Source organism: Nocardia asteroides, from assembly GCF_900637185.1.
Lineage (GTDB): Bacteria > Actinomycetota > Actinomycetes > Mycobacteriales > Mycobacteriaceae > Nocardia > Nocardia asteroides.
On the sequence record NZ_LR134352.1, the window covers coordinates 2680296 to 2704225 of the forward strand.

Sequence of the window (23930 nt, forward strand, 5' to 3'; positions counted from 1 at the left end):
CCGCCGCCGGCCCCGATTCGAGTATCCACCGGCGGAGTAGCCGAAAAGTAGCGTAGTCGGCTACGTGCGGCTCAGCGCAGCGCCCGGAAGGTCGCCGCCGCCTTCAGCACCATCTCGGCGTACTCGTCCTCGGCGTCGGAATCGAGGACGATCGCGCCGCCCGCGCCGATCCGCCATTCGTCGTCGTAGCAGATCGCTGTCCGGATGACGATATTGAGGTCGGCGGTGCCGCCGAGACCCAGGAAGCCGATGGTGCCCGAATAGATCCCGCGCGCCTGCGTTTCCAGCTCGTCCAGGATCTCCATCGTGCGCAGCTTCGGCGCGCCGGTCATCGAGCCGCCGGGGAAACAGGCGCGCAGGCAGTCGATCACCCCGGCCTCGGGGCGCAGTGTCCCACGCACCGTCGACACCAACTGGTGCAGCGTCGAGTAGGTCTCGGTGGCCATCAGCTCGGGCACGTGCACCGAGCCGACCTCGCAGACCCGGCCCAGGTCGTTGCGCAGCAGGTCGACGATCATCAGGTTCTCGGCGCGGGTCTTCGGATCGTCGGCCAGCGACAGCCGCAGGTGCTCGTCCTCGGCGACGGTCGCACCACGCGGGGCGGTGCCCTTGATCGGCTTGCTCTCCACCACCCGGTCCCGGTCGATCTTGAGGAACCGCTCGGGCGAGGAACAGGCCACATCGAGCCCGTCGAACCGCAGATACGCCGCGTACGGCGCCGGATTGCAGCGGCGCAGCCGCTGGTACAGCGCCAGGCCGTCGTCGGGGGCGGCGGCCACGGCGACGGTGTCGGTCAGGCAGATCTCGTACGACTCGCCCGCGTGCAGCCGGTCCTGGCACACCGCGATGTCGGCCAGGTACCGGTCGCGGCCGCGCAGCAGATGCGCCTGCACGGCGTCGGGATCGGCGGGGACGTGCAGGTCGGCCGGGTTCGCCCAGGTGGGCAGATCGGCCAGCGCCGCGTCGGTCGCGGCGAGCCAGGCGTCCGCGGTCTCGGCGCCGGACTCGGTGAGGGCGAGCAGGTAGGTGCGGCCCGCCTCGTGGTCGACCACGATCAGCCGATCGGCGAAGATCCACTGCGCGTCCGGCGTCGGCGACCGATGCGCGGCCGCCGCGCCACAGTCGGCCTTCACCTCGTAGCCGAGATAGCCGACATAACCGCCCGCGAAATCGAAAGGCAGCGGTGGGGTTTCGCAGTGGCGGCGGCGCAGTTCGCGGTCGAGATAGTCCAGGATCGTGCCGGGTACCGAGCGGGTGCCCGCCGCGTCCGTCACCGTGACGGCTCCGTCGCCGACCCGGTAGCCGACGGTCTCGGCGTGTGGGCCGCGCGCGTCGCCGAGGAAGGAGAACCGGTCCAGGCCCGGTTCCACATGCTCGCTGTCGAGCCAGAAGGCCGTCGGTGACGTGGCGAAGCGCCGCAGGAAGATCGCCTCGGCGTCGATGGCGCGCTCGATCACCCGGTGCCGCACCCGGAACCGGCGCTCGGGCTCGGGACGGCCGGCCTCCGCGCGCGGCCCGCGCACCACGATCGGCGCGGCCGGGCGGGTGCCCGCCTTGGTGAGGTCGGCGAAATTGCGGATCAGCGCCGCCCCGAATTCGCCGGCCACCGATTCGGGGTGGAACTGCACGCCCCACTGCGGCCGTTCCCGGTGGCGCACACCCATGATCACGCCGTCGGCGGTCGTCGCGGTGACCTCGAGCGACGCGGGCAGCGGCGTCTCGGCGGCCAGCGAGTGATACCGGACCACGGTGAAGTCCGGTGGCAGCCCGGCGAACAGGTCGCGATCGTCGTGCGCCACCCGATCGAGGTAGCCGTGCCTGGCCTGCGGGGCCCGGCCCACCGTGCCGCCCGCGCCGATCACGATGCCCTGATGTCCCAGGCACACGCCGAGCAGCGGCAGCGTGGATTCCGCGATCACCGCGGTGGAGATCCCCATGTCGCGGGCGCGATCCGGGCGACCGGGACCGGGGGAGACGACCACATTGTCGAAGCGGTCCAGACCGAGCCCGGCGACGCTGTCCGCCTCGTCGTTGCGCACGACGACCGGCTCGCTCCCGTTGACCTCGCTGATCAGCTGATAGAGGTTGTAGGTGAACGAGTCGTAGTTGTCGATCAACAGCGTGCGCATCCTGAGCAGAAACCCTACGCCGGGCACATGGCGGGCCCGCCTCGGGCACAATGATCGCCATGTCTGTTTCGCAACCGGTCGAGGTCGACCCGACGATCGCGGATTTCGCGGCCATCGGGCATTTGATGGACGAGCGCGGCCTGCCCGGCGGCGTTTTCGGCGAGGTCACCGCGATCGGCGGCGGCACGCAGAACATCATGCTGCGGTTCACCCGCGGCGACCGCGAGTACGTGTTGCGCCGTGGCCCCAAGCACCTGCGCGCCAAGAGCAACGACGTGATCCGGCGCGAGTCACGACTGCTCGGCGCGCTCGACGGCACCGAGGTACGCGCGCCCCGGGTGATCGCCGCCTGCGACGACGACACCGTGATCGGCGCGGTCTTCTATCTGATGGAACCGATCCACGGTTTCAACCCGCAAACCGAACTGCCCGAACTGCACGCCGGTGACCCGGAGATTCGCAGGCAGATGGGCCTGTCGGCGGTGGAGGCCATCGCCCGGCTGGGGTCGCTCGACTACGAGAAGCTGGGTCTGGCCGACTACGGCAAGCCCGAGGGATTCCTGGAACGTCAGGTGCCGCGCTGGCTGCGCGAACTCGACTCCTACGCCGCCAACGAGAACTACCCCGGCCCGCAGATCCCCGGCGTCGACCGGGTCGGCGACTGGCTCGAGCGCAACCGCCCGGCCGCCTGGACCCCCGGCATCATGCACGGCGACTGTCATCTGGCGAACATGATGTTCGAGTACGACAGCCCGCAGGTGGCGGCGATGGTCGACTGGGAGATGTCCACCATCGGCGACCCGCTGCTCGACCTCGGCTGGCAGCTGGCGACCCGGCCGGTGCCGGGCACGGTCGGCGCGGGCCTGATGGGCACCCTCGGTACGGTCGGCGGACTGCCGACGCCGGCGGAGATGATCGAGCACTACGGCACCTTCTCCGAGCGCGATCTGAGCGCTGTCACCTGGTACGAGGTGCTGGCCTGCTTCAAGCTCGGCATCGTCTTGGAGGGCACGCACGCCCGCGCCTTCGCGGGCAAGGCGCCCAAGCGGGTCGGCGACTTCCTGCACGCGGTGACCCTGGAACTGTTCGACAAGGCGCAGCAGCTCATCGCCTGATGCCCGGATCTCGGCGATGGTTGGCGGAATATCGATGGACCGCAATATGCGGACATCCTAGGCTGTGAGCATGATCGTTCCCGACACCAAGAACTGGACCTGGGTCCTCGAACGCCCCTGCGCGGACTGCGGTTTCGACGCCGAGGAGATCGCCTACGCGGCGGTGCCCGAGCGCACGCTCGACAGCGCCGCCCGGCTCGGCGCCGCCCTCGAGCGGGCCGACGCCCGGGTGCGCCCGGACGACGCCACCTGGTCGGTGCTCGAGTACGGCGCGCACGTGCGCGACGTCTGCCGGATCTTCGAGACCCGGGTCGCCCTGATGTGCGACGGTGACGGCGTGGAGCCCGCGCGGTTCGCGGGCTGGGATCAGGACGCGACCGCGATCGCCGACCGCTACGACGAACAGGATCCGGCGCGCGTGGCGGAGGAGCTCGCCGCAGCCGCCGAGCGGATCGCGGCCACCTTCGCCGCGGTGCCCGCGGATCGGCTCGAATATCGCGGCGCCCGCAGCGACGGATCGGCGTTCACGGTGGTTTCGCTGTCCCGGTACTTCCTGCACGACCTCGTCCATCACGTCCATGACGTGCGCGGATAGATAATTCTCGGCAATATTTCTAGAACGTGTTTCAGAATCCGGCGATTCTTCGTTAGGGTGAGTGCAATCACAACGTGGCACAAGCTTGGCGAGAGGTCGACCGGACATGAAGACGAAGGGCGCGATCCTGTGGGGCACCGACCAGCAGTGGTCGGTGGAGGAGATCGAGGTCGGCGATCCCGTCGCCGGTGAAGTGCAGATCCGGATGGAAACGGCGGGCATGTGCCACTCCGACCATCACATCGTCACCGGCGCCACGCCGATGCCGTCGTTCCCCGTGATGGGTGGCCACGAGGGCGCGGGCGTCATCACCAAGCTGGGCCCGAACTGCCCGAGCGACCTGGCGGTGGGCGACCACGTCATCCTGTCGTTCATCCCGGCCTGCGGCCGCTGTCCCGCCTGCGTCGCCGGCCACATGGCCCTGTGCGACCTGGGCGCCGGCCTGCTGATGGGCCAGGCGATCTCCGACGGCACCTACCGCATCCAGGCGCGCGGCGAGAACGTCATCCCGATGTGCCTGCTCGGCACCTTCGCCCCGTACATGACGGTGCACCACACCTCGGTCGTGAAGATCGACCCGACCATCCCGTTCGAGGTCGCCTGCCTCGTCGGCTGCGGCGTGCCCACCGGCTTCGGCTCCTCGACCCACGTCGCCGAGGTGCAGCCGGGCGAGACCGTGGTCATCGCCGGTATCGGCGGCGTCGGCATGAGCGCGCTGCAGGGCGCGGTGCTGTCGGGCGCCTCGAAGGTCGTCGCGATCGATCCGAACCCGTGGAAGCGGGAGCAGGCGCAGAAGTTCGGCGCCACCCACACCTACGAGAGCATGGCCGCCGCGATCATGCCGCTGATGGACGCGACCGAGGGCCGGATGGCCGAGAAGGTCATCCTCACCATGGGCGAGATGCACGGCGACTACGTCGAAGAGGGCCTGATCCTCACCGGCAAGGCGGGCACCCTGGTGGTCACCTCGATGGGCCGCATGGACGCCGGCGACGTCAAGATGAACAGCTTCCTGCTGTCGATGCTGCAGAAGACGGTGAAGGGCTGCATCTTCGGCGGCGGCAACGCCCGTCAGGACGCGCCGCGCCTGCTGTCGCTGTACAAGGCCGGTCAGCTCAACCTGGACGACATGGTCACCCGCAGCTACTCGCTGGAGGAGATCAACCAGGGCTACCAGGACATGCTGGACGGCAAGAACATTCGCGGCATCATCCGCTACACCGAAGCCGACTGGTAGTCACCGGTCGCGTTCCCGTTCGGCGAGCCGGACCGCGGCCTGGGCGATCAGGTCGTACGGAATCGGTTCCCCGAGCGGGAATTTCAGTGTGCCCCGGCCGGATCGGTACGGTTCGACGGCACGATCGAACGCCTCGTCCCCCTCGGGGACGGGATACACGCTCACATGCGCCTTCCAGCCGGCGAAGGACATGAACGCCCGGCCGTCCAGTGTGACGGCCGGGATGGCGTAACTGATCTTCTCGCCGGTTTCCGGTAGCACCCGGTGGATGGTCTCGCGAATGCGCTGCAGGACAGCGCGTGTCGCCTCGGGCTGCTCGGCCAGGTAGGCGTCGACCGATATCGGTGTCGCGGCCATGGTTGTCCTCCTGCTGCGGGACGCGCGGGTGGAGCCGGTGCGCGGCCGATTCTACGGCCGGGCGCCGACCTCGTCGGCGTGACTCGCGGCGGTGATCCGCCCGCCGTCCAGCCGTAGGAGCAGGTCGGCCCGCTGCGCCTCAGCCGGGTCGTGGGTCGCCTGGACGACCGTCACCCCGGCGGCGGTGGCCTCGGCCAGTACCGCGGCGATGGCTGCCTGTGAGGCCGCGTCCAGGCCGGTCGCCGGCTCGTCGAGCAGCAGCAGGTCCGACTCCTGGGCCAGCGCCTGGGCCAGCAGCGCGCGCTGGCGTTGTCCACCCGAGAGGGTGTCGAGCCGCCGGGCCGCGAGCGCGGTGAGGTCCAGCAGCTCCAGGCACTCGGTCGTGATCGCGCGGTCGGCGCGGGTCAGCCGCCGCCACGGGCCGCGGTGCGCCCACCGGCCCATGGCCACGGTCTCGCGCACGGTGATCGGCAGCGTCGGCGGAATCGCGGTGTGCTGCACCACGAACGCGGGTCGACGCGCGGTGGCGTGGTGGACATCGCCCGCCCGCACCGGCACGGTCCCGGCCAGCACGCCGAGCAGCGTCGACTTGCCCGACCCGTTGGGTCCCACGATCGCGGTGACGTGCCCGCGCGGAATCGTCGCCGACACCTCCGACAGCACCGGCGTCGCGCCGTAGCCTGCCGTCACGCGCTCGATCCGGATCGCCGCGTCCGCTGTGTGCTGCATCTCACTCCCATTTGAAACGATAACCATTTTCAGTATAGCCTCTCGCGTCATGGATTGGCTGTTCGTCCCGTTCGAGGTGGCATTCGTGCAGCGCGCGCTGTGGGGCGGGCTGCTCGTCTCCTGCGTCTGCGCGCTCGCGGGCACCTGGGTGGTGGTGCGCGGCATGGCCTTTCTGGGTGACGCGATGGCGCACGGGATGCTGCCCGGTGTCGCGGTGGCGGCGCTGCTCGGCGGGAATCTGATCCTCGGAGCCGCGATCAGCTGCGCCGCCATGGCTTTCGGTGTGTCCGTCCTGGCGCGCAGCAAACGCATCGCGCCGGACACCGGGATCGGACTGCTGTTCGTCGGCATGCTGGCGGCGGGGGTGATCATCGTGTCGCGCTCGCAGTCCTTCGCCGTCGACCTGACGGGTTTCCTCTTCGGTGACGTGCTCGCCGTGCGGCCGCGCGATCTCGCCTATCTCGCGGTGGCACTGGTGATCGCGCTGGTGGTGACGGTGCTGGGGCATCGCGCGTTCGTGGCGTCGACCTTCGATCCGCGCAAGGCGCACACCCTCGGCCTGTCGCCGAAGGTCGCGCAGGTGGCGCTGGTCGGCCTGGTGACGCTGGCGATCGTGGCGTCGTTCCATGTCGTCGGGACGCTGCTGGTGTTCGGGCTGCTCATCGCGCCGCCCGCGGCCGCCCTGTACTGGTCGGACCGGATTCCTGTGGTGATGGCGGTGGCGGCGCTGATCGGCGGGCTGTCCACCGCGGTGGGCCTGCTGATCTCGTGGCATGCGCAGACCGCGGCCGGTGCGACCATCGCGGCCGTCGCCGTGGCGTCGTTCTTCCTGTCGGCGGCCGTCTCCGCGCTGCGCGATCGGTTCGGGTCGCGCCGGGCGGGAGCCGCGGCGGTGGCCGCGCTCGCGGTGCTGCCGCTGGCCGGGTGCGGGTCGGGGGAGGAGCCCGCGGTGGTGGCGGAGACGCCGCACGGGTTCGTCGAAGGCGCCGAGGAGATGTCGGAGGCACAGACCCGGCTGATCGTGACCGACGTGCGCACGGGGGAGACACGGGTCGTGGATCTGCTGTCGGAAGAGGTGACGCCGATTCCCGCCGGAAGTGTGGTGGCACAGTCCGGTTCCGACACGGTGCCGACGCGCCTGGCCGGGGACGGCCGGTTCGGATTCCTGAGTTCCGGCGGGCGGTACACGATCGTGGACGGCGGCGCGTGGACCGTCGACCACGGCGATCACCGGCACTACTACAGCGCGCCGATCCGCGCGGTCGGTGGGGATTCGGCCGGGCCGTCGGAAGGATCGTCCGGTGCTGCGGGAGGTTCGCCGGGTTCCGTGGGATCGTCCGGTGCTGAGGGGCGATCACCGGACTCCGAGGGATCAACCGGTGCTGCGGAAGAGGCGCCGGGTTCCGTGCGACCGTCTGGTGCTGCGGAAAGGCCGTCCGCCGAATCGCCCGATGCGGCGGAGGGGTCGCCGGGTTCCGGCGACCGCGGCGGTGTGTGGGTTTCGGCGCACAGTGACGCCGTGCTCACGGTCGCGGTCTCGGCGGCCGGTGAGTCGTCGGTGTTCGATCGCGCGGCGCTGGGTGCGGGGACGGTCGCGACGCCGCGGCGGATCGAGGGCATCGCCGTGCCGTATGCGGAGCGGCTGGTCGTCGTCGACCGGGCCGGACAGGTGACGACGCGCGAGCGCGACGGGTCGGCGGCACAGACGCAGCCGGTCACCTGCGCCGATCCGCGGGGGCAGGCGGTGACCCGGCGTGGTGTCGTCTTCGGCTGCGCCGACGGCGCACTCGTCGTCGCCCAGCGCGACGGCGCGTTCGTCGCCGAGAAGATCCCGTACCCGGCTCCGCCCGCCGACCGCGCCACCGCGTTCACCCATCGGCCCGGCAGCACCACGCTGACCGCGCTCGCCGGCCGGCACGGTGTGTGGACCCTCGACATCAGGGCCAAGACCTGGACGCTGACACCCGTCGCCGACGCGGTGGCGGTGAACACCGCGGGCGAAGGCGCGTCGCTGCTGGTCCTCACCCGAGACGGTGTCCTGCGCGGACTCGACCCGGTGACCGGTGCGGAGACCGCGCGGCTCGCCCTGCTCGCCGGCCCGGCCGACGAGCACGCCACGATCCACGTCGACCCGGATCGCGCCTATGTCAACGACGCCCGCGCCCGCACCGTCCACGAGATCGCCTACAACGACAACCTGCGGGTCGCCCGCACCTTCCCGCTGGACATCGACCCGACCCTGATGGTGGAGACCGGATTGTGAACGCGCCCATCGACGCCGTTGGTCGAGACCGGATCCCGGACCCGCGGATCGACGCTACTGGCGAAGGCCGCGCCGTGGACTTGCGCATCGGCGCTGACGGTGGTGGCCGGATCGCGAACGCGCGTATCGGTGCCGATGGCGTAGGCGGGATTGCCTATGCGGCAGTGCATGATTCGCCGAGCCTTAAGGACCGGCGTGGCACGGAGAGAAGTGTGGAGTGCGGGCGCGCAACGGTGGCGCGCCGGCCAGGGGCGGGCTGGATGCGCGCTCGGCGAAAGTCGCTGTCCTCGTTCGCTTCCCGAACCCGCCGCCTGCGCCGCGCGAGGGTGATCGCGTCGGGAATCCTCCTGGCGTTGACGATGTCGTCGGCGGTCGCCTGCTCGACCGATGCCGACCGCACCGGGATCGTCGTGACGACGAATATTCTCGGCGATCTGACCAGGGCGGTCGTCGGTGACACCGTGCCGGTGACGGTGCTCATGCAGGCGGGGGCCGATCCGCATTCGTTCGCGATCTCCGCGCGGCAGGCAGCCGAGGTCGAACGGTCGGCGCTGGTGGTGCACAACGGGCTCGGGCTCGAGGAAGGCATCGCCAGGCACGTGACCGCGGCGGCGGACGCGGGGGTGCCGACGCTGGCGGTCGCCGAACAGGTCGACCCGATCGCGTACACCTCCGACGAGTCGGCGGGCCTGCCGGACCCGCACTTCTGGACCGATCCGCAGCGGGTGCGCCGCGCGGTCGAGGCCATCAGCGGCGAAGTCATCGCCCGCGTCGCGGGCGTGGACACGGCGGCGGTGCGCGCCAATACCGACCGCTACCTCGCCGAACTCGATCAGCTCGACCGGTTCATGACCGACCGCTTCGCCGCGATCCCGCCCGAGCGCAGGCAACTCGTCACCGACCACCACGTGTTCGGCTATCTCGCCCAGCGTTTCGGCTTCCGGGTGATCGGCGCGGTGATCCCCAGCGGCACCACCCTGGCCTCGCCCAGCGCGGCCGACCTGGACGGGCTGGCCGCCGCGATCCGCGCCGCGGGCGTGGGCGCGATCTTCGCCGATTCCGCCCAGCCCGACCGGCTGTCGCGCGTGCTCGCCGAACACACCGGGCTGCGGGTGCGGGTGATCGCCCTGCACACCGAATCGCTGACCGCGCCCGGCGGCGGCGCCGCCACCTACCTGGAGATGGCCCGCGCCAACACCGAGGCCATCGCCGGCGGCCTGGGCGCCACGACGTAGTTCACGCACGAGAAATGGAGCAGCACATGCACAGACGGTCACGGACCGCCACCCTGGCGGCGATGTCCGGTGTCGTGGTCACGGTGATGGCGCTGAGTGGTTGTGGCGGTGAGGAATCCGGCCACGAGCACGCGCACACCCCCGGCGCCGAGCCGATCGTCCTCACCTACGCCGGCGGCCTCTACGTCCTCGACGGCGCCACCCTCGCCCAGCAGGCCGATGTGCCGCTGGACGGCTACAACCGGATCAACCCCGCCGGCGACGACGACCACATGATGGTGTCGACCAAGGACGGGTTCCGCGTCTTCGACGCCTACGACAAGGCCTTCACCGGCACCGAGTTCCCGGCGGCCAAGCCGGGCCACGTCGTGCGGCACGCGGGCAAGACCGTGCTGTTCGCCGACGGCTCGGGCGAGGTCACCATCGTCGACTCGGCCCAGCTCGGCCAGGACAAACCGCAGACCAGCACCTACAAGGCGGCCGCCCCGCACCACGGTGTCGCGATCGAACTGAGCGACGGACAGCTGGTGGTGACCCTGGGCACCGAGGACAAGCGCGTCGGCGCGGCCGCGCTCGACGGCAAGCGCGCCGAACTCGCCCGCACCGAGGACTGCCCCGGCGTGCACGGGGAAGCCACCGCGCAGGGCGAGGCCGTGGTGATCGGCTGCCAGACCGGTGCCGTGGTCTACCGCGACGGGAAGTTCACCAAGGTCGCCAGCCCCACGCCGTACGGCCGAATCGGCAACATGTCCGGCAGCGAGGTCTCCCCGATCGTGCTCGGCGACTACAAGGTCGACAAGGACGCCGAACTCGAACGGCCGCAGCGGGTCTCGCTGGTGAACACCACCGACGGGACACTGCGCCTGGTCGACCTCGGCACCAGCTACACCTTCCGCTCGCTGGGCCGTGGCCCGCAGGGCGAGGCGCTGGTGCTGGGCACCGACGGCAAGATCCATGTCCTCGACCCGGTCGCGGGCACCGTCACCCGGACCATCCCGGTGCTGGGCAGCTGGCAGGAACCCCTGGACTGGCAGGACGCGCGGCCCGCGCTGTTCGTGCGCGGCGGCATCGCCTATGTCACCGATCCGGGCGCCAAGCAGGTGCATCGCGTGGACCTCGCGGACGGGAAGGTCACGGCCACGGTGACCTTGCCGGCAGCGCCGAACGAGATCAGCGGCGTCACCGCCCACTGATCCGATCCGCGCGGCGTGCCCGGCGTTCGTCGCCGGCGCACGCCGCGCCAGGTCAGCGCGTGGCGCAGCGCAGGACCGCGTCGCGTAGCTTGCGGCTGCGCACGTCGTCGAGAATCGCCATGCCCAGCCGGTTCATGCTGTAACCGAAGCCGAGACCCGTCGTGGGATCGGCGAACCCGAACGAGCCGCCCAAGCCGGTGGTGCCGTACGCGCGCTTGTCGGAACCGAACCGGAAACTGCCGCGCGACTTGCGGAAACCGAGGTGGTAACGGCTCTTGGTGTGCAGCACCAGATCGTCGGCGGGGACGTCGTCGGCGGTGTCGGCGGCGGCCAGCAGATCCAGGACGGCGTCGTCGATCGGCAGCGCACCCGTGCGCCCCGCCGCCGCGCCGTAGACCCGGGCCAGCGCGCGGGCATTGCCCACCCCGTTCATGCCGGGCCACTCGATCTCGAGGAACTCGCGCCGCGCGGCCCTGGCCGGGGCGCCGGGGCGCGGATTGGTGAGCGCCGCATAGGAATAACCACGCTTGGCGTAGACCTCGGCGCCGATCCGCAGCGGGATGTCGGCGAGCTCGTAGCGCAGGATGTCGAGGCCCTTGGTGGCCGAGAGCTGCGCGATCCGCTCCATCGGCTGCTCGGCGGGCAGGCCGATGAACAGGTCGGCCTCGACCGGCGCCGCGATCTCCTCGGCGAAGAACCGGCCCAGGCTGCGGCCCGCCGGATCGACCCGGCGCAGCAGCTCGCTCTGGTACAGGCCCAGGGTGAGCGCGTGATAGCCGTGCCGGGTGCCCGGCCGCCAGGCCGGCTTCTGCGCCGCCAGCAGCGCGCCCAGGGTGTCGCGGTCGACGAGTTCGCCCAGCTTCACGATCCGGTCCAGCCTGGACAGGCCCGCCTGATGGTCGATCAGCTGCCGCACGGTGACCGTGTCCTTGCCGTTGGCCGCGAACTCCGGCCAGTACTTCGCCACCGGCTGCTCGTAGTCGAGCAGGCCGCGCGAGACCGCCACCGCGATCGTGAACGCCGACATCCCCTTCGACGAGGAGAACACCGGCACGATGGTGTCGCGCTCCCACGGCACCTCCCGGCGCCGGTCGCGATGGCCCGCCCACAGATCGACCAGGGGCTCGTCACCCGCGTAGACGGCGACGGCGGCGCCGATCTCGGCGTGCTCGGTGAAGTTGCGGCGGAAGGCGTCGGCGACGGGGCCGAAACCGGCCGCCACGTCGCCGTGGATCGATGGTGCGGCACTCATGGTGCCTCGATCGTAGCGGCGTTCCGTACGCTGCCGGTATGCGCGCGTTCGAGCAGATACAGCAGTGGCCGGTCGGCAACGCGGCCGCGGCGGTCGTCACCGCCGACGGCGTGACCAGCACCGGCGACACCGCGCGGGTGTTCCGGCTCGCCTCGGTGACCAAGCCACTGGTCGCCTATGCCGCCCTGGTCGCGATCGAAGAGGGCGCGGTGGAGCTGGACCAGCCGGCCGGGCCGCCCGGGTCCACCGTGCGGCACCTGCTCGCGCACACTTCCGGTGTCGCCTTCGCCACCCCCGAGGTCATCGCCGCGCCCGGTGCCCGCCGCATCTACTCCAGCGCCGGTTTCGAACTGCTCGCCGATTTCCTCACCGCCGAAACGGGTATCGAATTCCCGCGCTATCTGCATGACGCGGTTTTCGCGCCGCTGGGCATGACCGGCGCGGTCCTCGACGGATCCGCTGGGCACGCGTGCCGGGCCTCGGTCGACGACCTCGCCCGATTCGCCGCCGAGTTGCTGAACCCCCGATTGATCGCGCGGCAAACCCTCGACGACGCGACCTCGGTGCAATTCCCCGGCCGCGACGGCGTGCTGCCCGGATACGGTTCCCAGCGTCCCAACGACTGGGGATTGGGTTTCGAAATCCGCGACGGGAAAACCCCGCATTGGACGGGCGCGGGTAATTCCGGACGGACTTACGGACACTTCGGGCAGTCCGGAACCTTCCTCTGGGTGGACCCCGAAATCCGGGTGGCGACGATCGCGCTGAGCGACGAGAATTTCGGCGACTGGGCTCGAGCGGCGTGGCCGAAATTCAGCGATTCCGTGATCGCAGAGACACACAACACGCTGTGAAGTAACACCCGCAACACCGAACACTTCAGTACACTCGGGCCACGCCAGTCCGACGGACCGTTGGGGAAGACGCTCCTTGTCGAGGCTGGAGGTGTTGTGTAGTGCGCGCATCGAGTCAGTTCGCTGATGCGACGGCGGGTGTGGTCTACATCCACTCATCGCCCGCCGCGTTGTGCCCGCACGTCGAATGGGCGCTGTCGACCGCGTTGTCCTCGCCCGCGAAATTGCGCTGGACCGCGCAACCGGCCGACGGACAACTGCGCGCCAGCAGCGACTGGATCGGCCCGGTGGGCACCGCGTCCCGGATTGCCCAATCATTGCGCGCCTGGCCGGTGCTGCGCTTCGAGGTCACCGAGGATCCCAGCGACGGCGTCGACGGTGAGCGCTACAGCTTCGTCCCCGCCCTCGGCCTGTGGCACGGATCCACCGGCGCCAACGGCGATGTGATGCTCGGCGAGATGCGATTACGTGCCTTACTGCAAGCCGCCAGGGAACTGGGCGGTCACGGCACCTACGACCTGTCCGCCGAAATCGACCGGGCCCTGGGCACCGCCTGGGACGACGACCTCGAGGCCTACCGCCAGGGCACCGACTGCGTCGGCGCCGAGGTCACCTGGCTGCGCCGCGACGTCGGCTGACCGACCGGGATCGGTCCGGCCGCGTTGGTTCCCGGCCCGGTTCGCTGCTAGCGTCCACGACATGACACGTGGGGGAGCGGGATTCGGGTTGTTCGTCGTGGTGGCCGGTGCGGTGCTGGCCGCGGCAGGCTGTTCCGGGACCGAGCAGGGCACGGCCACACCGGCATCGTCGGCCGCCGCCGCGTCGACGACCAAGCCGGGGACCTCGACAGCACCGGTCCCGGCCGGCGACCTGACCACGATGACCTGTGCCCAGTTCCTGGCCCTCGACGACCCCACGCAGAAGTCGACCCTGGTGGCGCTGGCCGACCAGCTCGGCTATCAGACGAAGGTGAATCCGGGCAATTACAAGATCGTGCAGGCGATGTGCAAGGCCGACGGCACGAAGCTGGTGAAGGACTGGCTCGGGCGCGCCTGATCGCTACGCGGGGCCGTCGGTTTCGGCCGCGCGGGCGTCCATGACCCAGCACATGCCGCGGCCCGATTCGCCCGGGGTCTTCCGGGGGCGGGGCCCGGTGCTCGCCAATCGATAGCCCAGTCGCCGGGGGATCGCGGCGCTGCGGAGGTTGGCGGCGTCGCAGCGGATTTCGACGCGGGTGATGCCGGGCAACGCCAGGGCGATGTCGGTCAACGCACCGGCGGCGCGGGTGATGACGCCCTTGCCGACATGGTCGACGTGGCACCAGTAGCCCAGTTCGAGGGTGGCCGGGCCGACCCGGTCGTGCAGGCCGATCACGCCGAGCACGGTGCCGTCGGGGGCGAAGATGCCGTAGTCGAAGCCGCCGTCGGGGGTCGGCCAGTGCGCGGTGAGGCGGTCGTGGACGGCGCTGAGGTCATCGGGCGTCGGCGGGTGCGCGGCCCAGTCCATCCACCGATGCAGGTGTTCGTGCGAGGCGGTGATGGCCGCGGTCATGGCGGCGAGGTCGTCGGCGTGCCGGCGGCGGATGACCAGGTCGTCGACGACCAGCCGCTGCGGCGGCGTGACGCCGGGAGCCAGGGCGGGCGGATAGTCGATGGCCATCCGTCGATGGTGGCCGACCTCGCCGGCCCGCGGCAACGACGTTTCCGGATCAGGGCGCGAGGAAGCGGGCGGCGTTGTCGGCGGCCCACTGCGCGAAGGTGGTGGCGGGCTTGCCGGTGATGTCTTCCACGCTGGTGACCGGCAGGGTGGCCGGGTCCGGGCTGTACCCGGTCAGGACATTGTCGACGTACCAGGTGGTGTTGTCGCCCATCGTGGGTGTCAGGGCGGCGACGGTGTCGTCGCGGGAGGCCTGGCGGAAGGTGATCTCGCGGCCGAGGGCGGCGGCGATCCGGCCGACGAGGTCGGTGCGCGACAGCACCTCGGGACCGCCCAGGGACAGCGCGCGACCGTGCCAGGTGTCGTCCAGCAGGGCGGTGGCGGCCACGGCGGCGATGTCGTCCATGGCGATGGGCGCGGTCGCCGCGTCGGGGAACGGTTCGCTGACCGAGCCGGTCTCGCGGATCTGGTGCGCCCAGGTGAGCGTGTTCTCCATGAAGTCCGCGGGCCACAGATGCGTCCAGGCCAGGCCGCTGTCCTCGACCGCCGTGCACACCGTGCCCCACCAGCTGTCCGGTTCACCGGACAGGTCGACCACGTGCCGGATGCCCGCCGCGCGCGCCAGCTCCAGCACTGCGCCGACGGTGTCCGGCGTGGGCGCCAGGTACATCCGGTCCACGCCGTCGAAGGCCGCGGGCAGACTCCCGGGCCGCCGCAGATAGCCCTCGACCACGTCCACTCCGGCGGGCAGCGCGGCCCGGCGCGGGTCGGTGGTGAGCGCGCGGACATCGGTGTGGCCCGCGGTGAGCAGGTGGTCGACGACCTTGCGGCCGATATTGGCGGTGGCCCCGGTTACCAGGATGGTCATGTGTTTCCTTCCGGTGCGGCTCGGTGACCTACCGATTCTGCCAACGGAATTCGGGGCCCGCACGTAGCAAATCACCGCCCGGCGATCACTCCGGCCGGTGCTGCGGACTCGTCCGGATCGTCGTGCAGACTCCTGCGTCACCACGACTTACGGCGGTCCGGATCGAGCCAGACGGGGAGTGGTTCCCGGGCGGCACGCCAGGCGAGCGGCACACCGCGCGCGCCGGGCCGATCGCCGATTCCGGTGTGGGCGGCCACGATTCCGCCGACGATCGCGCCGGTGGTGTCCATGTCGCCGTCCGCCTCGAGACACGCGGCGACGGCGGCCGGGTAGTCGTCGAGGTGGGTCGCCGCGGCCCACAGGGTGAACGGCACGGTCTGCTGAGCCGTCACCCGCGAGCCGTTCCCCAGCCCCCGCGCCGCCTCGGCGACCGTCGCGCCGAGCAGATCCCGGGCCCGGTGAATCCCTCCGGCCGTGTCGCCGGGTTCCAGCCGGTCGAGCACTGTGCCGAGGAATTCGGCAGGTGCGGGACGGATTTCGTTTCGCCGCGCGTCGGCGGCGAGACCGGCCGCCAGGGCGACGGCCACCGCCCCGGCCACGCCTTCGGGATGCAGGTGGGTCACCTCGGCGGACCGGATCGCCTCGGACACGATCCGCGCCGGGTCGTCGGCGAAGTACGCCCCGAGCGGGGCGACCCGCATGGCCGCGCCGTTGCCGCACGACCCCTGCCCCTCGAACACGGCACCGGCCGCCTGCCGCCACGGCATGCCCTCCCGGATCCGCCGCAGGGTCGCGACGGCCGAGTGGCCGTAGTCGCGTGCGGGATCGCAGCGCCGGGCGAAGCGCGCCGCCAGCCGATCCTGGTCGATCGTGCCGTGGCGCCGGAGTTCGGCCACCACGCCCGCCGCCATCTCGGTGTCGTCGGTCCACACCCATGGCCCCTCCGGTGGGCGGCCGGTCCGCAGCGCGGTGAGTGACCGGCCCATGAGGAAGAACTGCGCGCCGAGCGCATCGCCGACCGACAGGCCCTCGAGCGCGTCGAGCATCGGCGCTTCGTCGCGGCCGCGCGCACGCCACCAGCGCATCACGACGCCTCCCTCCGCGAACGGCTCCCGCTCGTCTCCCCGCGAATCTAGTGCGCGCATCCACCCATCGGTGGCGCGTCCCGGATGGGTAGATCGCCCGATGCGGTGGTCCGCCGTCGATTCCTAGCGTCGGAAGTCAGGCAGAACCCAGCTATCGAGGAGGTCGTCATGACCACGCAGTACATCGAGACACTCGTCATCGGGGCCGGTCAGGCCGGGTTGACGACGGGCAGCGCGCTGCGGCGGGCCGGGCGCCCCTTCCTGATCGTCGACCGGTCCGACCGCATCGGCGACAACTGGCGCCGCCACTACGACTCGCTGCGGCTCTACACCCCGGCCAAGTACGACGGCCTGCCCGGCCTGCCGTTCCCCGCGGACACGTGGAGCTATCCGGGCAAGGACGAGGTGGCCGCCTACCTCGAGCAGTACGCCCTGCACTGGGACCTGCCGGTGCGGATGAAGACCGGCGTCGACCGGCTCTCGCCCCGCCCCGGCGGCGGCTACCTGGCACACCTCGGGGCCGACGTCATCCACTGCGACAATGTGGTCGTCGCGACCGGCACCTTCGGCCGCACGCCGCGCGTCCCGGACTTCGCCGCCGAGCTGAATCCCGCCATCACACAGCTGCATTCGAGTCGATACCGCAGGCCCGGCCAGCTGAGCGAGGGTTCGGTCCTGGTGGTGGGCGCCTCGCATTCGGGCACCGACATCGCCTACGAACTCGCCGCCACCCGGCCGACCATCCTCTGCGGGCGCGACTGCGGGCAGATCCCGCTGCGCTGGGATGCGCGTGCGATCAAGGTGGCGCTGCCGGTCCTGGTGTTCCTGTGGCGTCACGTCCTCACCCGGCGTACACCGATGGGCCGCAAGGAGATGCGCGAGACGCGGGTCCACGGCGGGCCCATGCTGCGGGTCAAGCGCGCCGACCTCGCCGCACGCGGCGTCGAACGGATCACCCAGCGGGTGCGCGGCGTGCGCGACGGCCGCCCGCAACTCGACGACGGCACCGTCCTCGATGTCGAGAACATCGTGTGGGCCACGGGATTCCGGCAGGTGTTCGACTGGATCGACCTGCCCGTGTTCGGCCCCGACGGCTGGCCGACGGAATACCGCGGCGTGGTCGCCGACGCGCCGGGCCTGTTCTTCTGCGGCCTGAGTTTCCAGTACGCGTTCTCCTCGATGGTCTTTCCCGGCGTCGGCCGCGACGCCGCCTATATCGCGGATCGCATCGTGAAACGGGCGGCCCGTACCGGCGGAATGGCCGCCGCCGCGTGATCGCGACCGCCGCCGACCTGCGCGTATCCTGCTAGACAGGTGATGTGCGATGAGCGTGGTCGACAGCTTGCTGCGGGCTCGGGAGGCGTACGAGCGCCGGGAATGGGTGGCGGCCTTCGAGGCGCTGTCCGCCACCGACGCCGACCTGCTGCGCGCCGACGATTTCGCCCGGCTCGCCTCCGCCGCCCAGCTCACCGGCCGGACCAACGACGGCATCCAGGCCATGCAGCGCGCCTATCAGCTGAACCTGGACGCCGGCGCCGTCGCGGCGGCGGCGCGCTGCGCGTTCTGGCTCGCCATGACCCTGCTCTCCAGCGGGGAAGCCGCCGTCGGCGGCGGCTGGGTGGCGCGAGCGCAGCGGCTGCTGGCGGACCTGCCGGAGGAGGTCGTCGAGCACGGCTACGTGTGGGTGGCGGTCCTGCACCGGCACCTGGCCGCCGGTGAATTCGCCGAGATGGCCGCCTGCGCGGATCGCGTCACCGCCATCGGACGCCGCTTCGAGGTGCCGGAGCTGATCGCGATGGGCCTGTCGACGCAGGGCAGGCTGGCCATCTACGCGGGCCGGGTGCGCGCGGGCCTCGAGCTGCTGGACGAGGCGATGGCCGCCGTCACTGCGGGCGAGGTCTCCACCCTGTTCGCCGGCGAGATCTACTGCTCACTGGTCGAAGCCTGCCAGGAGATCTCCGATTTCGCGCGGATGGAACAGTGGACGCTGGCGCTGACCACCTGGTGCGCCGACCAGCCGGGGCTGGTGCCGTTCACCGGGCAGTGCGCGGTCCATCGTGGCCAGCTGATGCGGGTGCACGGCGCCTACGACGCCGCGCTGGAGGAATTCGAGTCGGCGCTCGGCCGCTATGTCGCCGCCGGCAGCGTCGCGCCGGCCGGCCTCGCGCAGGCTGAACGCGGCGATGTCCTGCGCCTGCGTGGCGCCTTCGCCGAGGCCGACGACGCCTACGCCGCGGCCGTCGGGTTCGGCTACGACCCGCAACCCGGGCTGGCCCTGCTCTGGGCCGACCGGGGGCGGACCGGCGCCGCACGCGCCACCGTGCGGCGGCTCGTCGCCGAGACGCCCGATCCGGTCCATCGCTGCCGGGTGCTGCCCGCCGCCGTCGACATCCTGCTCGCGTGCGGTGAGTCCGCCGAGGCCGTCGAGCTGAGCGCCGAATTGCACACCATCGCCACGGGATTCGGCTGCGCGGCGCTGCGAGCCGCGGCCGCGCGGGCGGCGGGATGCGTCGCGGTGGCTCGCGGCGAGCCCGCCGTGGCGGTCGGCGAGCTCCGGCGCGCGGCGCGGCTGTGGTCGGCGCTGGACGCGCCCTACGAGACCGCCCGCTGCCGTGCCGATCTCGGCCGCGCGCTGCGGGCACTCGACGACGAGGACTCCGCGCGCCTCGAATTCGCCGCCGCCCACCAGGTTTTCACGCGGCTGGGCGCCGCTCCCGCCGCCGCCGAGGTGGCCCGGCTGCTGGCCCCCGCGCTGCCCGGTGGGCTCACCGAACGCGAGGCCGAAGTACTGCGGCTGGTGGCGGCCGGACACAGCAATCCGCAGATCGCGGGGGAGCTGGTGGTGAGCGAGAAGACCGTCGCCCGGCACCTGTCCAACATCTTCGGCAAACTCGAGGTCGGCTCGCGGACCGCGGCCGCCGCCTTCGCCTTCGAGCACAACCTCACCTGAATCCGGCCGCATTCGGCGATGTTTTTCCGGTATCACCGCTGGTGGGGTTCCGCTTGATCCTTGCCGATGCGAAAATGTTCGCGGATCGAGATCCGGTCCAGCAGAGGATGTTCCGCCGATCTCGGCGGGCAGACTGGAGGGGCAAGATGATTTTCTCGTCTCGAACGGGCTCCGGCGCACGGCGATTCGGCACTGTCGCCGTACTCGCGGCAGGGGCACTCGGCCTCGCGGCCACCACCGCGCACGCCGGACCGGCAGCAGCGGTTCCGGCCGTCCAGGGCGTCGAAGGGGGAGTGGCGTTCACGGCGAGTCCACTCGCCGACGGTTCCGGACTCACCACCTCCGTCACCGACGGCACGTTCCAGCTCGCCGGGGGCGTGGTCACCCTCAGCGACCGGACGGGCCGCGTGGTCGCGGCCGTGCCGACCCGCATCGTCACCGGCGCGGGCGATTTCGACCTGGCCGCGGGGATCGCCGCCGACGGGCAGTCGGTCACCTTACGTCCGGTCGCCGCGCCGGCCGTGGTCACCGACAACCTGGCCTCCTTCGTCGACGAGGCGAGCGACACCCTGGCCCGCAAGCAGCACAACGCGGGTATCGGCGCGCTCGTCGGCGCGGGTATCGGCGCGGTGCTCGGCTTCTTCCTCGGCGGTGTCGGCGCGCTGATCACCATCCCGATCGGTGCGGGCATCGGCGCCCTCATCGGCTACTCGACGCCGTAGTGCGGTGCGTGTGGTGACCGGCTCACGGGCCGGTCACCACACGCCGCCCGCGCCGCGTGGTGTGATGGAGGTTCGGACCCCGAGAGAACGCGGTGACGGTGATGCCCGATGTGCCCCGGCAGTCGGCCGAGACGGACCTGTTCGACTACGACGCCGAACTTCGCCCCCACAACGCGCTGCTGCGCGCCGCCGCGCGCGTCGGCCCCGGTGACCGGGTGCTCGACATCGGCTGCGGCACCGGCCTGACCACGCGCGAAGCCGCCCGCGCCGCCGTCGACGGCAGCGCGCTCGGCGTCGACATCGCCGCGCCGATGCTCGCCCGCGCCCGCTTGCTCGGCGAGGCCGAGGGGCTGTCGAACATCGAATTCCTGCTGGCGGACGCGCAGACACACCCGTTCCCGCACGCCGCGTTCGACCTGTGCCTGAGCCGCTTCGGCGCCATGTTCTTCGCCGACCCGGTGGCCGCGTTCACCAATTTCGCGGGCGCGCTCCGCCCCGGCGCCCGGCTCGTGCTGCTGGTCTGGCAGGGCCACGACCGCAACGAATGGGCCACCGCGCTGGTCCGGATCCGCGCCGCGACACCGGCCGACGGCCCCGGCCCGTTCGCCCTCGCCGACCCGATCGTCACCGACGGCATCCTGACGGCGGCCGGCTTCACCGACATCGAGTTCACCGAGGTGCACGAACCGGTCCACTACGGCGCGGACAGCGCGTCGGCCCTCGACAATCTGCTGCGCCTGCAAGGCTTCCGCGACCTGTTCGCCACGCTCGACCCCGACACGGCGGCCCGCACCCGCACCCGGCTGCTGGAGACCCTCGCCGAGCACACCACCGCCGAGGGCGTGCGCTTCGATTCGCGGGCCTGGATCGTCACCGCGCGCAAGCCCTGAATCCTTTCGGCCGCCCGCCGCCTCTTATCCCTGTCCCGACACAATGGCGGGACCGGATACGGAGGTTTGTTGTGATCATCGGAATCGGTGTCGTCGTCGGCCTGATCGCGCTGTGCACCTGCACGGTCGTGGTGCGGCGCAAACGAGCCGGACGTGGCTGAGCCGGCCTGGCCCGACCAGCGGCTGATCGTCGCGGCGCAGGGCGGTGACGTGGATTCGATCGCGGCGCTGGTGTCGGGCGCGCACCCGAACATCCAGCGCTTCGCCCGATCCCTGTGCGCCACACCGGAAGACGCCGAGGACGCGGCGCAGGAAGCCCTGATCATCCTGTACCGCAAGATCGGCATGCTGCGAGCGTCGGGCGCGCTGGCGTCGTGGATGTTCCGCATCGTCCGCAACGAGTGCCTGCGGCGCGCGCGGACGCGGCTGCCGTACACGCCGGTGCCCGAGATCGCCGCGGCGGCCTCGGTCGAGGACGAGGTGCTGCAACGGCTGGAAGCGGGACGGGTGGCGGCCGCGGTCGCCGCCCTGCCCGCCGACCAGCGCCGCGTGCTGATCATGCGCGACATCCAGGGCCACAGCGGCCGGATGGTCGCCGACGCCCTCGGCCTGAGTTCGGCCGCGATGAAATCCCGCCTGCACCGTGCGCGCGCCGCGGTGCGCGACACCCTGCAATCCGACCCGGTACCAGGAGGACCCGATGACCGGAACGAAACCTGACGGCGCCGACTTCGCGAGTTCGTCGCTGCCGAGACACCTGCTGCGCGGCGCACTCGGCTTCGGCGCCCTGACCGGCTCGGTCGCCCTGATCCCGGTCCTCGGGTTCCTCAGCCTGCTGCTGTTGCCCGTCGGCCTGCTCGCCCTGCGCGGCTGTCCGACCTGCTGGGCGATCGGGCTCGCGCAGACGATCTCGCGCGGCAAACTGGAACGCTCCTGCGCGGACGGCGTGTGCACACTGCGCGTCGCCGGAGGCGAGAAGCAGGGCGTTTCCTGACCGCCTGACACGCGTGCTCGCACCGGCGAATCGCGACGCGTCGGGGCACCGGAAACGGTTGGGGAGTGGGCCGGGGGTGATCTCGCGTGCCGGACTACCCGGTGCGGCGCAGCTGCTCCCGGTACTGCTCGCCCCAGTCCTCCATCAGCGCGATGATCGGGACCAGACCGCGGCCGAAGGTGGTCAGCTCGTACTCCACCCGGGGCGGGACCTCGGGAAATACCGTGCGGGTGAGGACGCCGTCCCGCTCGAGCTCGCGCAGCTGCGCGGTGAGCATCCGCTGCGTCACCGGCGGCATCGCGCGGCGCATCTCGTTGAAGCGGGCAGGCCCCTCGCTCAGGTGGTAGACGATCATGCCCTTCCACTTGCCGCCGATCACATCGAGGGTGACCTCGACCGGGCAGAAGAAATCGAGATCCTGCTTACGTTGCGTCATGCCTCGTCCTCGTCTCACCGGCAAAGGTATGGAAAAGGGTACCGGGTATCAGAAATGTGCGTTCTTACGCGGATATTCCCGGTCGGGCAGGCTCGGATCCCGTCAGCCGATCCAGTTCCGACAGGAGTTCACCGATGGCCCAGCTACTTCAGCTCGATGCCAGCCCGCGCGGGTCGCGTTCGCACACCCGCACGCTGGTCCGGGAGTTCGTCGACCGCTGGGTGGCGGCTCGCCCCGGCGACACGGTGATCCGCCGCGACCTCGGCCACCAACCGCCGCCACACGTCACCGAGGAGTGGATCGCCGCCGCGTTCACCACCCCCGCCCAGCGCACCCCGGCCATGCGCGCCACCCTGGCGTACAGCGACCATCTGGTGGACGAGCTGCTCGCCACCGATGTGCTGATCCTCGGAGTCCCCATGTACAACTTCGGGATACCGGCGATGCTGAAGGCCTATCTCGACAGCGTCATCCGGGTCGGCCGCACCTTCGCCTTCGATCCCGAGGCCGCGTCGCCGTACACGCCACTCACCGCGGGCAAACGCGCCTTCGTCGTCGTCGGCACCGGCGACACCGGCTACGAACGCGGCGGCCCCCTGGCCCACATGAATCATGTTGAGCCACACCTACGTACGGCCCTGGAATTCATCGGCATCGACGAGATCGACTTCGTCTACACGGGCAACGACGAATTCGGCGGCGACCGCCTGCGCCGATCCCTGGACTCCGCCCGGAACCGGATCGCGGCCTTGACCGCCGAGCGCGACACGGCGACGGCGTCATGAGTGGGCGCAGAGGGGATCGAACCCCCGACCGCTGGTGTGTAAAACCAGTGCTCTACCGCTGAGCTATACGCCCTGGCACCGCCGGCGGGAACCGGCGGTGACGGTTTATGAATCTAGCGCGGCGAGCGCTTTCTCCCAAGCCGCCTGGTCACGGGCCTCTCCCGGGCCGTTCATCTCCGCGAAAGTGATGTGACCGGTCTTGTCGACGACGAAGGTGCCGCGGTTGGGATAACCGGACTTCTCGTTGAAGACGTCGTAAGCTTGGGTGACGGCGCCGTGCGGCCAGAAGTCCGACAGCAGCGGGAACAGGTAGCCCTGTTCGGCCGCCCAGATCTTGTGGGTGGGTGGTGGGCCGACGGAGATCGCGAGGATCTCGGCGTCGTCGTTCTGGAATTTGGGCAGCTCGTCACGCACCTTGCACAGCTCACCCTGACAGATGCCGGTGAAGGCGAGCGGATAGAACACCAGCAGCACGTTCTTCTTGCCGCGATAGTCCGACAGCGTGACGGGCTGGTTGTTCTGATCCTTGAGCGTGAAGTCCGGCGCGAGAGTGCCAACCTCTAGCGGCATACAGCGAATCCTCCG

At 70.9% G+C, this 23930-nt stretch carries 25 protein-coding genes and 1 tRNA gene; 16 read left to right on the forward strand and 10 right to left on the reverse strand.

Features of this window, described 5'->3' with window-relative positions:
• Positions 1-71: 71 nt before the first annotated feature.
• Complete coding sequence (pabB, locus tag EL493_RS12580; RefSeq protein ID WP_019045979.1) at positions 72-2129, reverse strand: aminodeoxychorismate synthase component I; 2058 nt, start codon at positions 2127-2129, stop codon at positions 72-74.
• A 50-nt stretch (positions 2130-2179) separates the two neighbouring features.
• On the opposite strand from pabB, the gene EL493_RS12585 reads away from it, so the two are divergent.
• The 3 genes from EL493_RS12585 to EL493_RS12595 all read left to right on the forward strand — a co-directional run bounded on the left by EL493_RS12585 (position 2180) and on the right by EL493_RS12595 (position 5076).
• Complete coding sequence (locus tag EL493_RS12585) at positions 2180-3244, forward strand: phosphotransferase family protein (RefSeq protein WP_019045980.1); 1065 nt, start codon at positions 2180-2182, stop codon at positions 3242-3244.
• Between the two features lie 70 nt (positions 3245-3314).
• Entirely contained in the window at positions 3315-3839 is a 525-nt protein-coding gene (locus tag EL493_RS12590) for a DinB family protein (protein WP_022567249.1), read from the forward strand.
• A 106-nt stretch (positions 3840-3945) separates the two neighbouring features.
• Positions 3946-5076: an NDMA-dependent alcohol dehydrogenase gene (locus EL493_RS12595; protein WP_019045982.1), complete on the forward strand. Its 1131-nt coding sequence runs from the start codon at positions 3946-3948 to the stop codon at positions 5074-5076.
• Here EL493_RS12595 and EL493_RS12600 read toward each other — a convergent pair whose 3' ends face one another.
• A complete protein-coding gene (locus EL493_RS12600; RefSeq protein ID WP_019045983.1) occupies positions 5077-5433 on the reverse strand; it encodes an iron chaperone in 357 nt (118 codons plus the stop codon). It abuts the gene before it with no gap.
• A 51-nt stretch (positions 5434-5484) separates the two neighbouring features.
• Positions 5485-6162 (reverse strand): zinc ABC transporter ATP-binding protein AztA, encoded by a 678-nt coding sequence (aztA, locus tag EL493_RS12605; RefSeq protein ID WP_019045984.1) that lies wholly within the window; start codon positions 6160-6162, stop codon positions 5485-5487.
• A gap of 49 nt (positions 6163-6211) precedes the next feature.
• Between aztA and aztB the strand changes: the two genes are divergently transcribed.
• From aztB to aztD, 3 genes are all read left to right on the forward strand, one after another.
• Complete coding sequence (gene aztB / locus EL493_RS12610; RefSeq protein WP_019045985.1) at positions 6212-8425, forward strand: zinc ABC transporter permease AztB; 2214 nt, start codon at positions 6212-6214, stop codon at positions 8423-8425.
• 359 nt (positions 8426-8784) lie between these two features.
• Positions 8785-9660 carry a zinc ABC transporter substrate-binding protein AztC gene (gene aztC / locus EL493_RS12615; protein WP_022567250.1) on the forward strand — a complete coding sequence of 292 codons (876 nt, stop codon included), beginning with the start codon at positions 8785-8787 and terminating at the stop codon, positions 9658-9660.
• A gap of 26 nt (positions 9661-9686) precedes the next feature.
• Positions 9687-10853, forward strand: coding sequence for a zinc metallochaperone AztD (gene aztD / locus EL493_RS12620; protein ID WP_022567251.1), 1167 nt, complete (start codon positions 9687-9689; stop codon positions 10851-10853).
• A gap of 52 nt (positions 10854-10905) precedes the next feature.
• Here aztD and EL493_RS12625 read toward each other — a convergent pair whose 3' ends face one another.
• Positions 10906-12105, reverse strand: a complete 1200-nt coding sequence (locus tag EL493_RS12625) for a serine hydrolase domain-containing protein (RefSeq protein WP_022567252.1) — start codon at positions 12103-12105, stop codon at positions 10906-10908.
• Positions 12106-12143: 38 nt separating this feature from the next.
• On the opposite strand from EL493_RS12625, the gene EL493_RS12630 reads away from it, so the two are divergent.
• From EL493_RS12630 to EL493_RS12640, 3 genes are all read left to right on the forward strand, one after another.
• Entirely contained in the window at positions 12144-12959 is an 816-nt protein-coding gene (locus tag EL493_RS12630) for a serine hydrolase domain-containing protein (RefSeq protein ID WP_019045989.1), read from the forward strand.
• Positions 12960-13060: 101 nt separating this feature from the next.
• Positions 13061-13597, forward strand: a complete 537-nt coding sequence (locus EL493_RS12635; RefSeq protein WP_022567253.1) for a DUF3145 domain-containing protein — start codon at positions 13061-13063, stop codon at positions 13595-13597.
• Between the two features lie 61 nt (positions 13598-13658).
• Positions 13659-14015, forward strand: coding sequence for a hypothetical protein (locus tag EL493_RS12640; protein WP_022567254.1), 357 nt, complete (start codon positions 13659-13661; stop codon positions 14013-14015).
• 3 nt (positions 14016-14018) lie between these two features.
• Here EL493_RS12640 and EL493_RS12645 read toward each other — a convergent pair whose 3' ends face one another.
• From EL493_RS12645 to EL493_RS12655, 3 genes are all read right to left on the reverse strand, one after another.
• Positions 14019-14618, reverse strand: coding sequence for a GNAT family N-acetyltransferase (locus EL493_RS12645; protein WP_019045992.1), 600 nt, complete (start codon positions 14616-14618; stop codon positions 14019-14021).
• Between the two features lie 49 nt (positions 14619-14667).
• Positions 14668-15483 carry an SDR family oxidoreductase gene (locus EL493_RS12650; RefSeq protein WP_019045993.1) on the reverse strand — a complete coding sequence of 272 codons (816 nt, stop codon included), beginning with the start codon at positions 15481-15483 and terminating at the stop codon, positions 14668-14670.
• A 137-nt stretch (positions 15484-15620) separates the two neighbouring features.
• Complete coding sequence (locus EL493_RS12655) at positions 15621-16568, reverse strand: ADP-ribosylglycohydrolase family protein (RefSeq protein ID WP_019045994.1); 948 nt, start codon at positions 16566-16568, stop codon at positions 15621-15623.
• Positions 16569-16736: 168 nt separating this feature from the next.
• Here EL493_RS12655 and EL493_RS12660 point away from each other — a divergent pair, with 168 nt between their 5' ends.
• The 6 genes from EL493_RS12660 (at position 16737) to EL493_RS12685 (ending at position 22124) form a co-directional block, all read left to right on the forward strand.
• The gene (locus EL493_RS12660; protein ID WP_019045995.1) at positions 16737-17843 is read left to right on the forward strand and encodes a flavin-containing monooxygenase; all 1107 of its coding nucleotides are present in this window, start codon (positions 16737-16739) and stop codon (positions 17841-17843) included.
• Between the two features lie 49 nt (positions 17844-17892).
• Positions 17893-19518: a helix-turn-helix transcriptional regulator gene (locus tag EL493_RS12665; RefSeq protein ID WP_030202670.1), complete on the forward strand. Its 1626-nt coding sequence runs from the start codon at positions 17893-17895 to the stop codon at positions 19516-19518.
• A 146-nt stretch (positions 19519-19664) separates the two neighbouring features.
• A complete protein-coding gene (locus EL493_RS12670) occupies positions 19665-20240 on the forward strand; it encodes a hypothetical protein (RefSeq protein WP_022567257.1) in 576 nt (191 codons plus the stop codon).
• 101 nt (positions 20241-20341) lie between these two features.
• Entirely contained in the window at positions 20342-21130 is a 789-nt protein-coding gene (locus tag EL493_RS12675; protein WP_030202674.1) for a class I SAM-dependent methyltransferase, read from the forward strand.
• A 153-nt stretch (positions 21131-21283) separates the two neighbouring features.
• Positions 21284-21850 (forward strand): RNA polymerase sigma factor, encoded by a 567-nt coding sequence (locus tag EL493_RS12680; protein WP_019046000.1) that lies wholly within the window; start codon positions 21284-21286, stop codon positions 21848-21850.
• Positions 21831-22124: a hypothetical protein gene (locus EL493_RS12685; protein ID WP_019046001.1), complete on the forward strand. Its 294-nt coding sequence runs from the start codon at positions 21831-21833 to the stop codon at positions 22122-22124. Before EL493_RS12680 ends, EL493_RS12685 begins: the two co-directional genes overlap by 20 nt.
• Positions 22125-22218: 94 nt before the next feature.
• On the opposite strand, the gene EL493_RS12690 is transcribed toward EL493_RS12685, so the two are convergent.
• The gene (locus EL493_RS12690; RefSeq protein ID WP_019046002.1) at positions 22219-22560 is read right to left on the reverse strand and encodes a winged helix-turn-helix transcriptional regulator; all 342 of its coding nucleotides are present in this window, start codon (positions 22558-22560) and stop codon (positions 22219-22221) included.
• Positions 22561-22694: 134 nt separating this feature from the next.
• Between EL493_RS12690 and EL493_RS12695 the strand changes: the two genes are divergently transcribed.
• Positions 22695-23345, forward strand: a complete 651-nt coding sequence (locus EL493_RS12695) for an FMN-dependent NADH-azoreductase (RefSeq protein WP_019046003.1) — start codon at positions 22695-22697, stop codon at positions 23343-23345.
• Between the two features lies 1 nt (position 23346).
• Here the strand turns inward: EL493_RS12695 and EL493_RS12700 are convergent.
• Together EL493_RS12700 and EL493_RS12705 are read right to left on the reverse strand one after the other, a co-directional pair.
• Positions 23347-23418, reverse strand: a tRNA-Val gene (locus EL493_RS12700).
• Positions 23419-23450: 32 nt separating this feature from the next.
• A complete protein-coding gene (locus tag EL493_RS12705) occupies positions 23451-23915 on the reverse strand; it encodes a peroxiredoxin (protein ID WP_019046004.1) in 465 nt (154 codons plus the stop codon).
• Positions 23916-23930: the final 15 nt, after the last annotated feature.

Coding starts and splice junctions, on each gene's coding strand:
- pabB (WP_019045979.1), bottom strand. CDS start 2,129: ATGCGCACGCTGTTGATCGACAACTACGACTCGTTCACCTACAACCTC.
- EL493_RS12585 (WP_019045980.1), top strand. CDS start 2,180: ATGATCGCCATGTCTGTTTCGCAACCGGTCGAGGTCGACCCGACGATC.
- EL493_RS12590 (WP_022567249.1), top strand. CDS start 3,315: ATGATCGTTCCCGACACCAAGAACTGGACCTGGGTCCTCGAACGCCCC.
- EL493_RS12595 (WP_019045982.1), top strand. CDS start 3,946: ATGAAGACGAAGGGCGCGATCCTGTGGGGCACCGACCAGCAGTGGTCG.
- EL493_RS12600 (WP_019045983.1), bottom strand. CDS start 5,433: ATGGCCGCGACACCGATATCGGTCGACGCCTACCTGGCCGAGCAGCCC.
- aztA (WP_019045984.1), bottom strand. CDS start 6,162: ATGCAGCACACAGCGGACGCGGCGATCCGGATCGAGCGCGTGACGGCA.
- aztB (WP_019045985.1), top strand. CDS start 6,212: ATGGATTGGCTGTTCGTCCCGTTCGAGGTGGCATTCGTGCAGCGCGCG.
- aztC (WP_022567250.1), top strand. CDS start 8,785: ATGTCGTCGGCGGTCGCCTGCTCGACCGATGCCGACCGCACCGGGATC.
- aztD (WP_022567251.1), top strand. CDS start 9,687: ATGCACAGACGGTCACGGACCGCCACCCTGGCGGCGATGTCCGGTGTC.
- EL493_RS12625 (WP_022567252.1), bottom strand. CDS start 12,105: ATGAGTGCCGCACCATCGATCCACGGCGACGTGGCGGCCGGTTTCGGC.
- EL493_RS12630 (WP_019045989.1), top strand. CDS start 12,144: ATGCGCGCGTTCGAGCAGATACAGCAGTGGCCGGTCGGCAACGCGGCC.
- EL493_RS12640 (WP_022567254.1), top strand. CDS start 13,659: ATGACACGTGGGGGAGCGGGATTCGGGTTGTTCGTCGTGGTGGCCGGT.
- EL493_RS12645 (WP_019045992.1), bottom strand. CDS start 14,618: ATGGCCATCGACTATCCGCCCGCCCTGGCTCCCGGCGTCACGCCGCCG.
- EL493_RS12650 (WP_019045993.1), bottom strand. CDS start 15,483: ATGACCATCCTGGTAACCGGGGCCACCGCCAATATCGGCCGCAAGGTC.
- EL493_RS12655 (WP_019045994.1), bottom strand. CDS start 16,568: ATGCGCTGGTGGCGTGCGCGCGGCCGCGACGAAGCGCCGATGCTCGAC.
- EL493_RS12660 (WP_019045995.1), top strand. CDS start 16,737: ATGACCACGCAGTACATCGAGACACTCGTCATCGGGGCCGGTCAGGCC.
- EL493_RS12665 (WP_030202670.1), top strand. CDS start 17,893: ATGAGCGTGGTCGACAGCTTGCTGCGGGCTCGGGAGGCGTACGAGCGC.
- EL493_RS12670 (WP_022567257.1), top strand. CDS start 19,665: ATGATTTTCTCGTCTCGAACGGGCTCCGGCGCACGGCGATTCGGCACT.
- EL493_RS12675 (WP_030202674.1), top strand. CDS start 20,342: ATGCCCGATGTGCCCCGGCAGTCGGCCGAGACGGACCTGTTCGACTAC.
- EL493_RS12685 (WP_019046001.1), top strand. CDS start 21,831: ATGACCGGAACGAAACCTGACGGCGCCGACTTCGCGAGTTCGTCGCTG.
- EL493_RS12690 (WP_019046002.1), bottom strand. CDS start 22,560: ATGACGCAACGTAAGCAGGATCTCGATTTCTTCTGCCCGGTCGAGGTC.
- EL493_RS12695 (WP_019046003.1), top strand. CDS start 22,695: ATGGCCCAGCTACTTCAGCTCGATGCCAGCCCGCGCGGGTCGCGTTCG.
- EL493_RS12705 (WP_019046004.1), bottom strand. CDS start 23,915: ATGCCGCTAGAGGTTGGCACTCTCGCGCCGGACTTCACGCTCAAGGAT.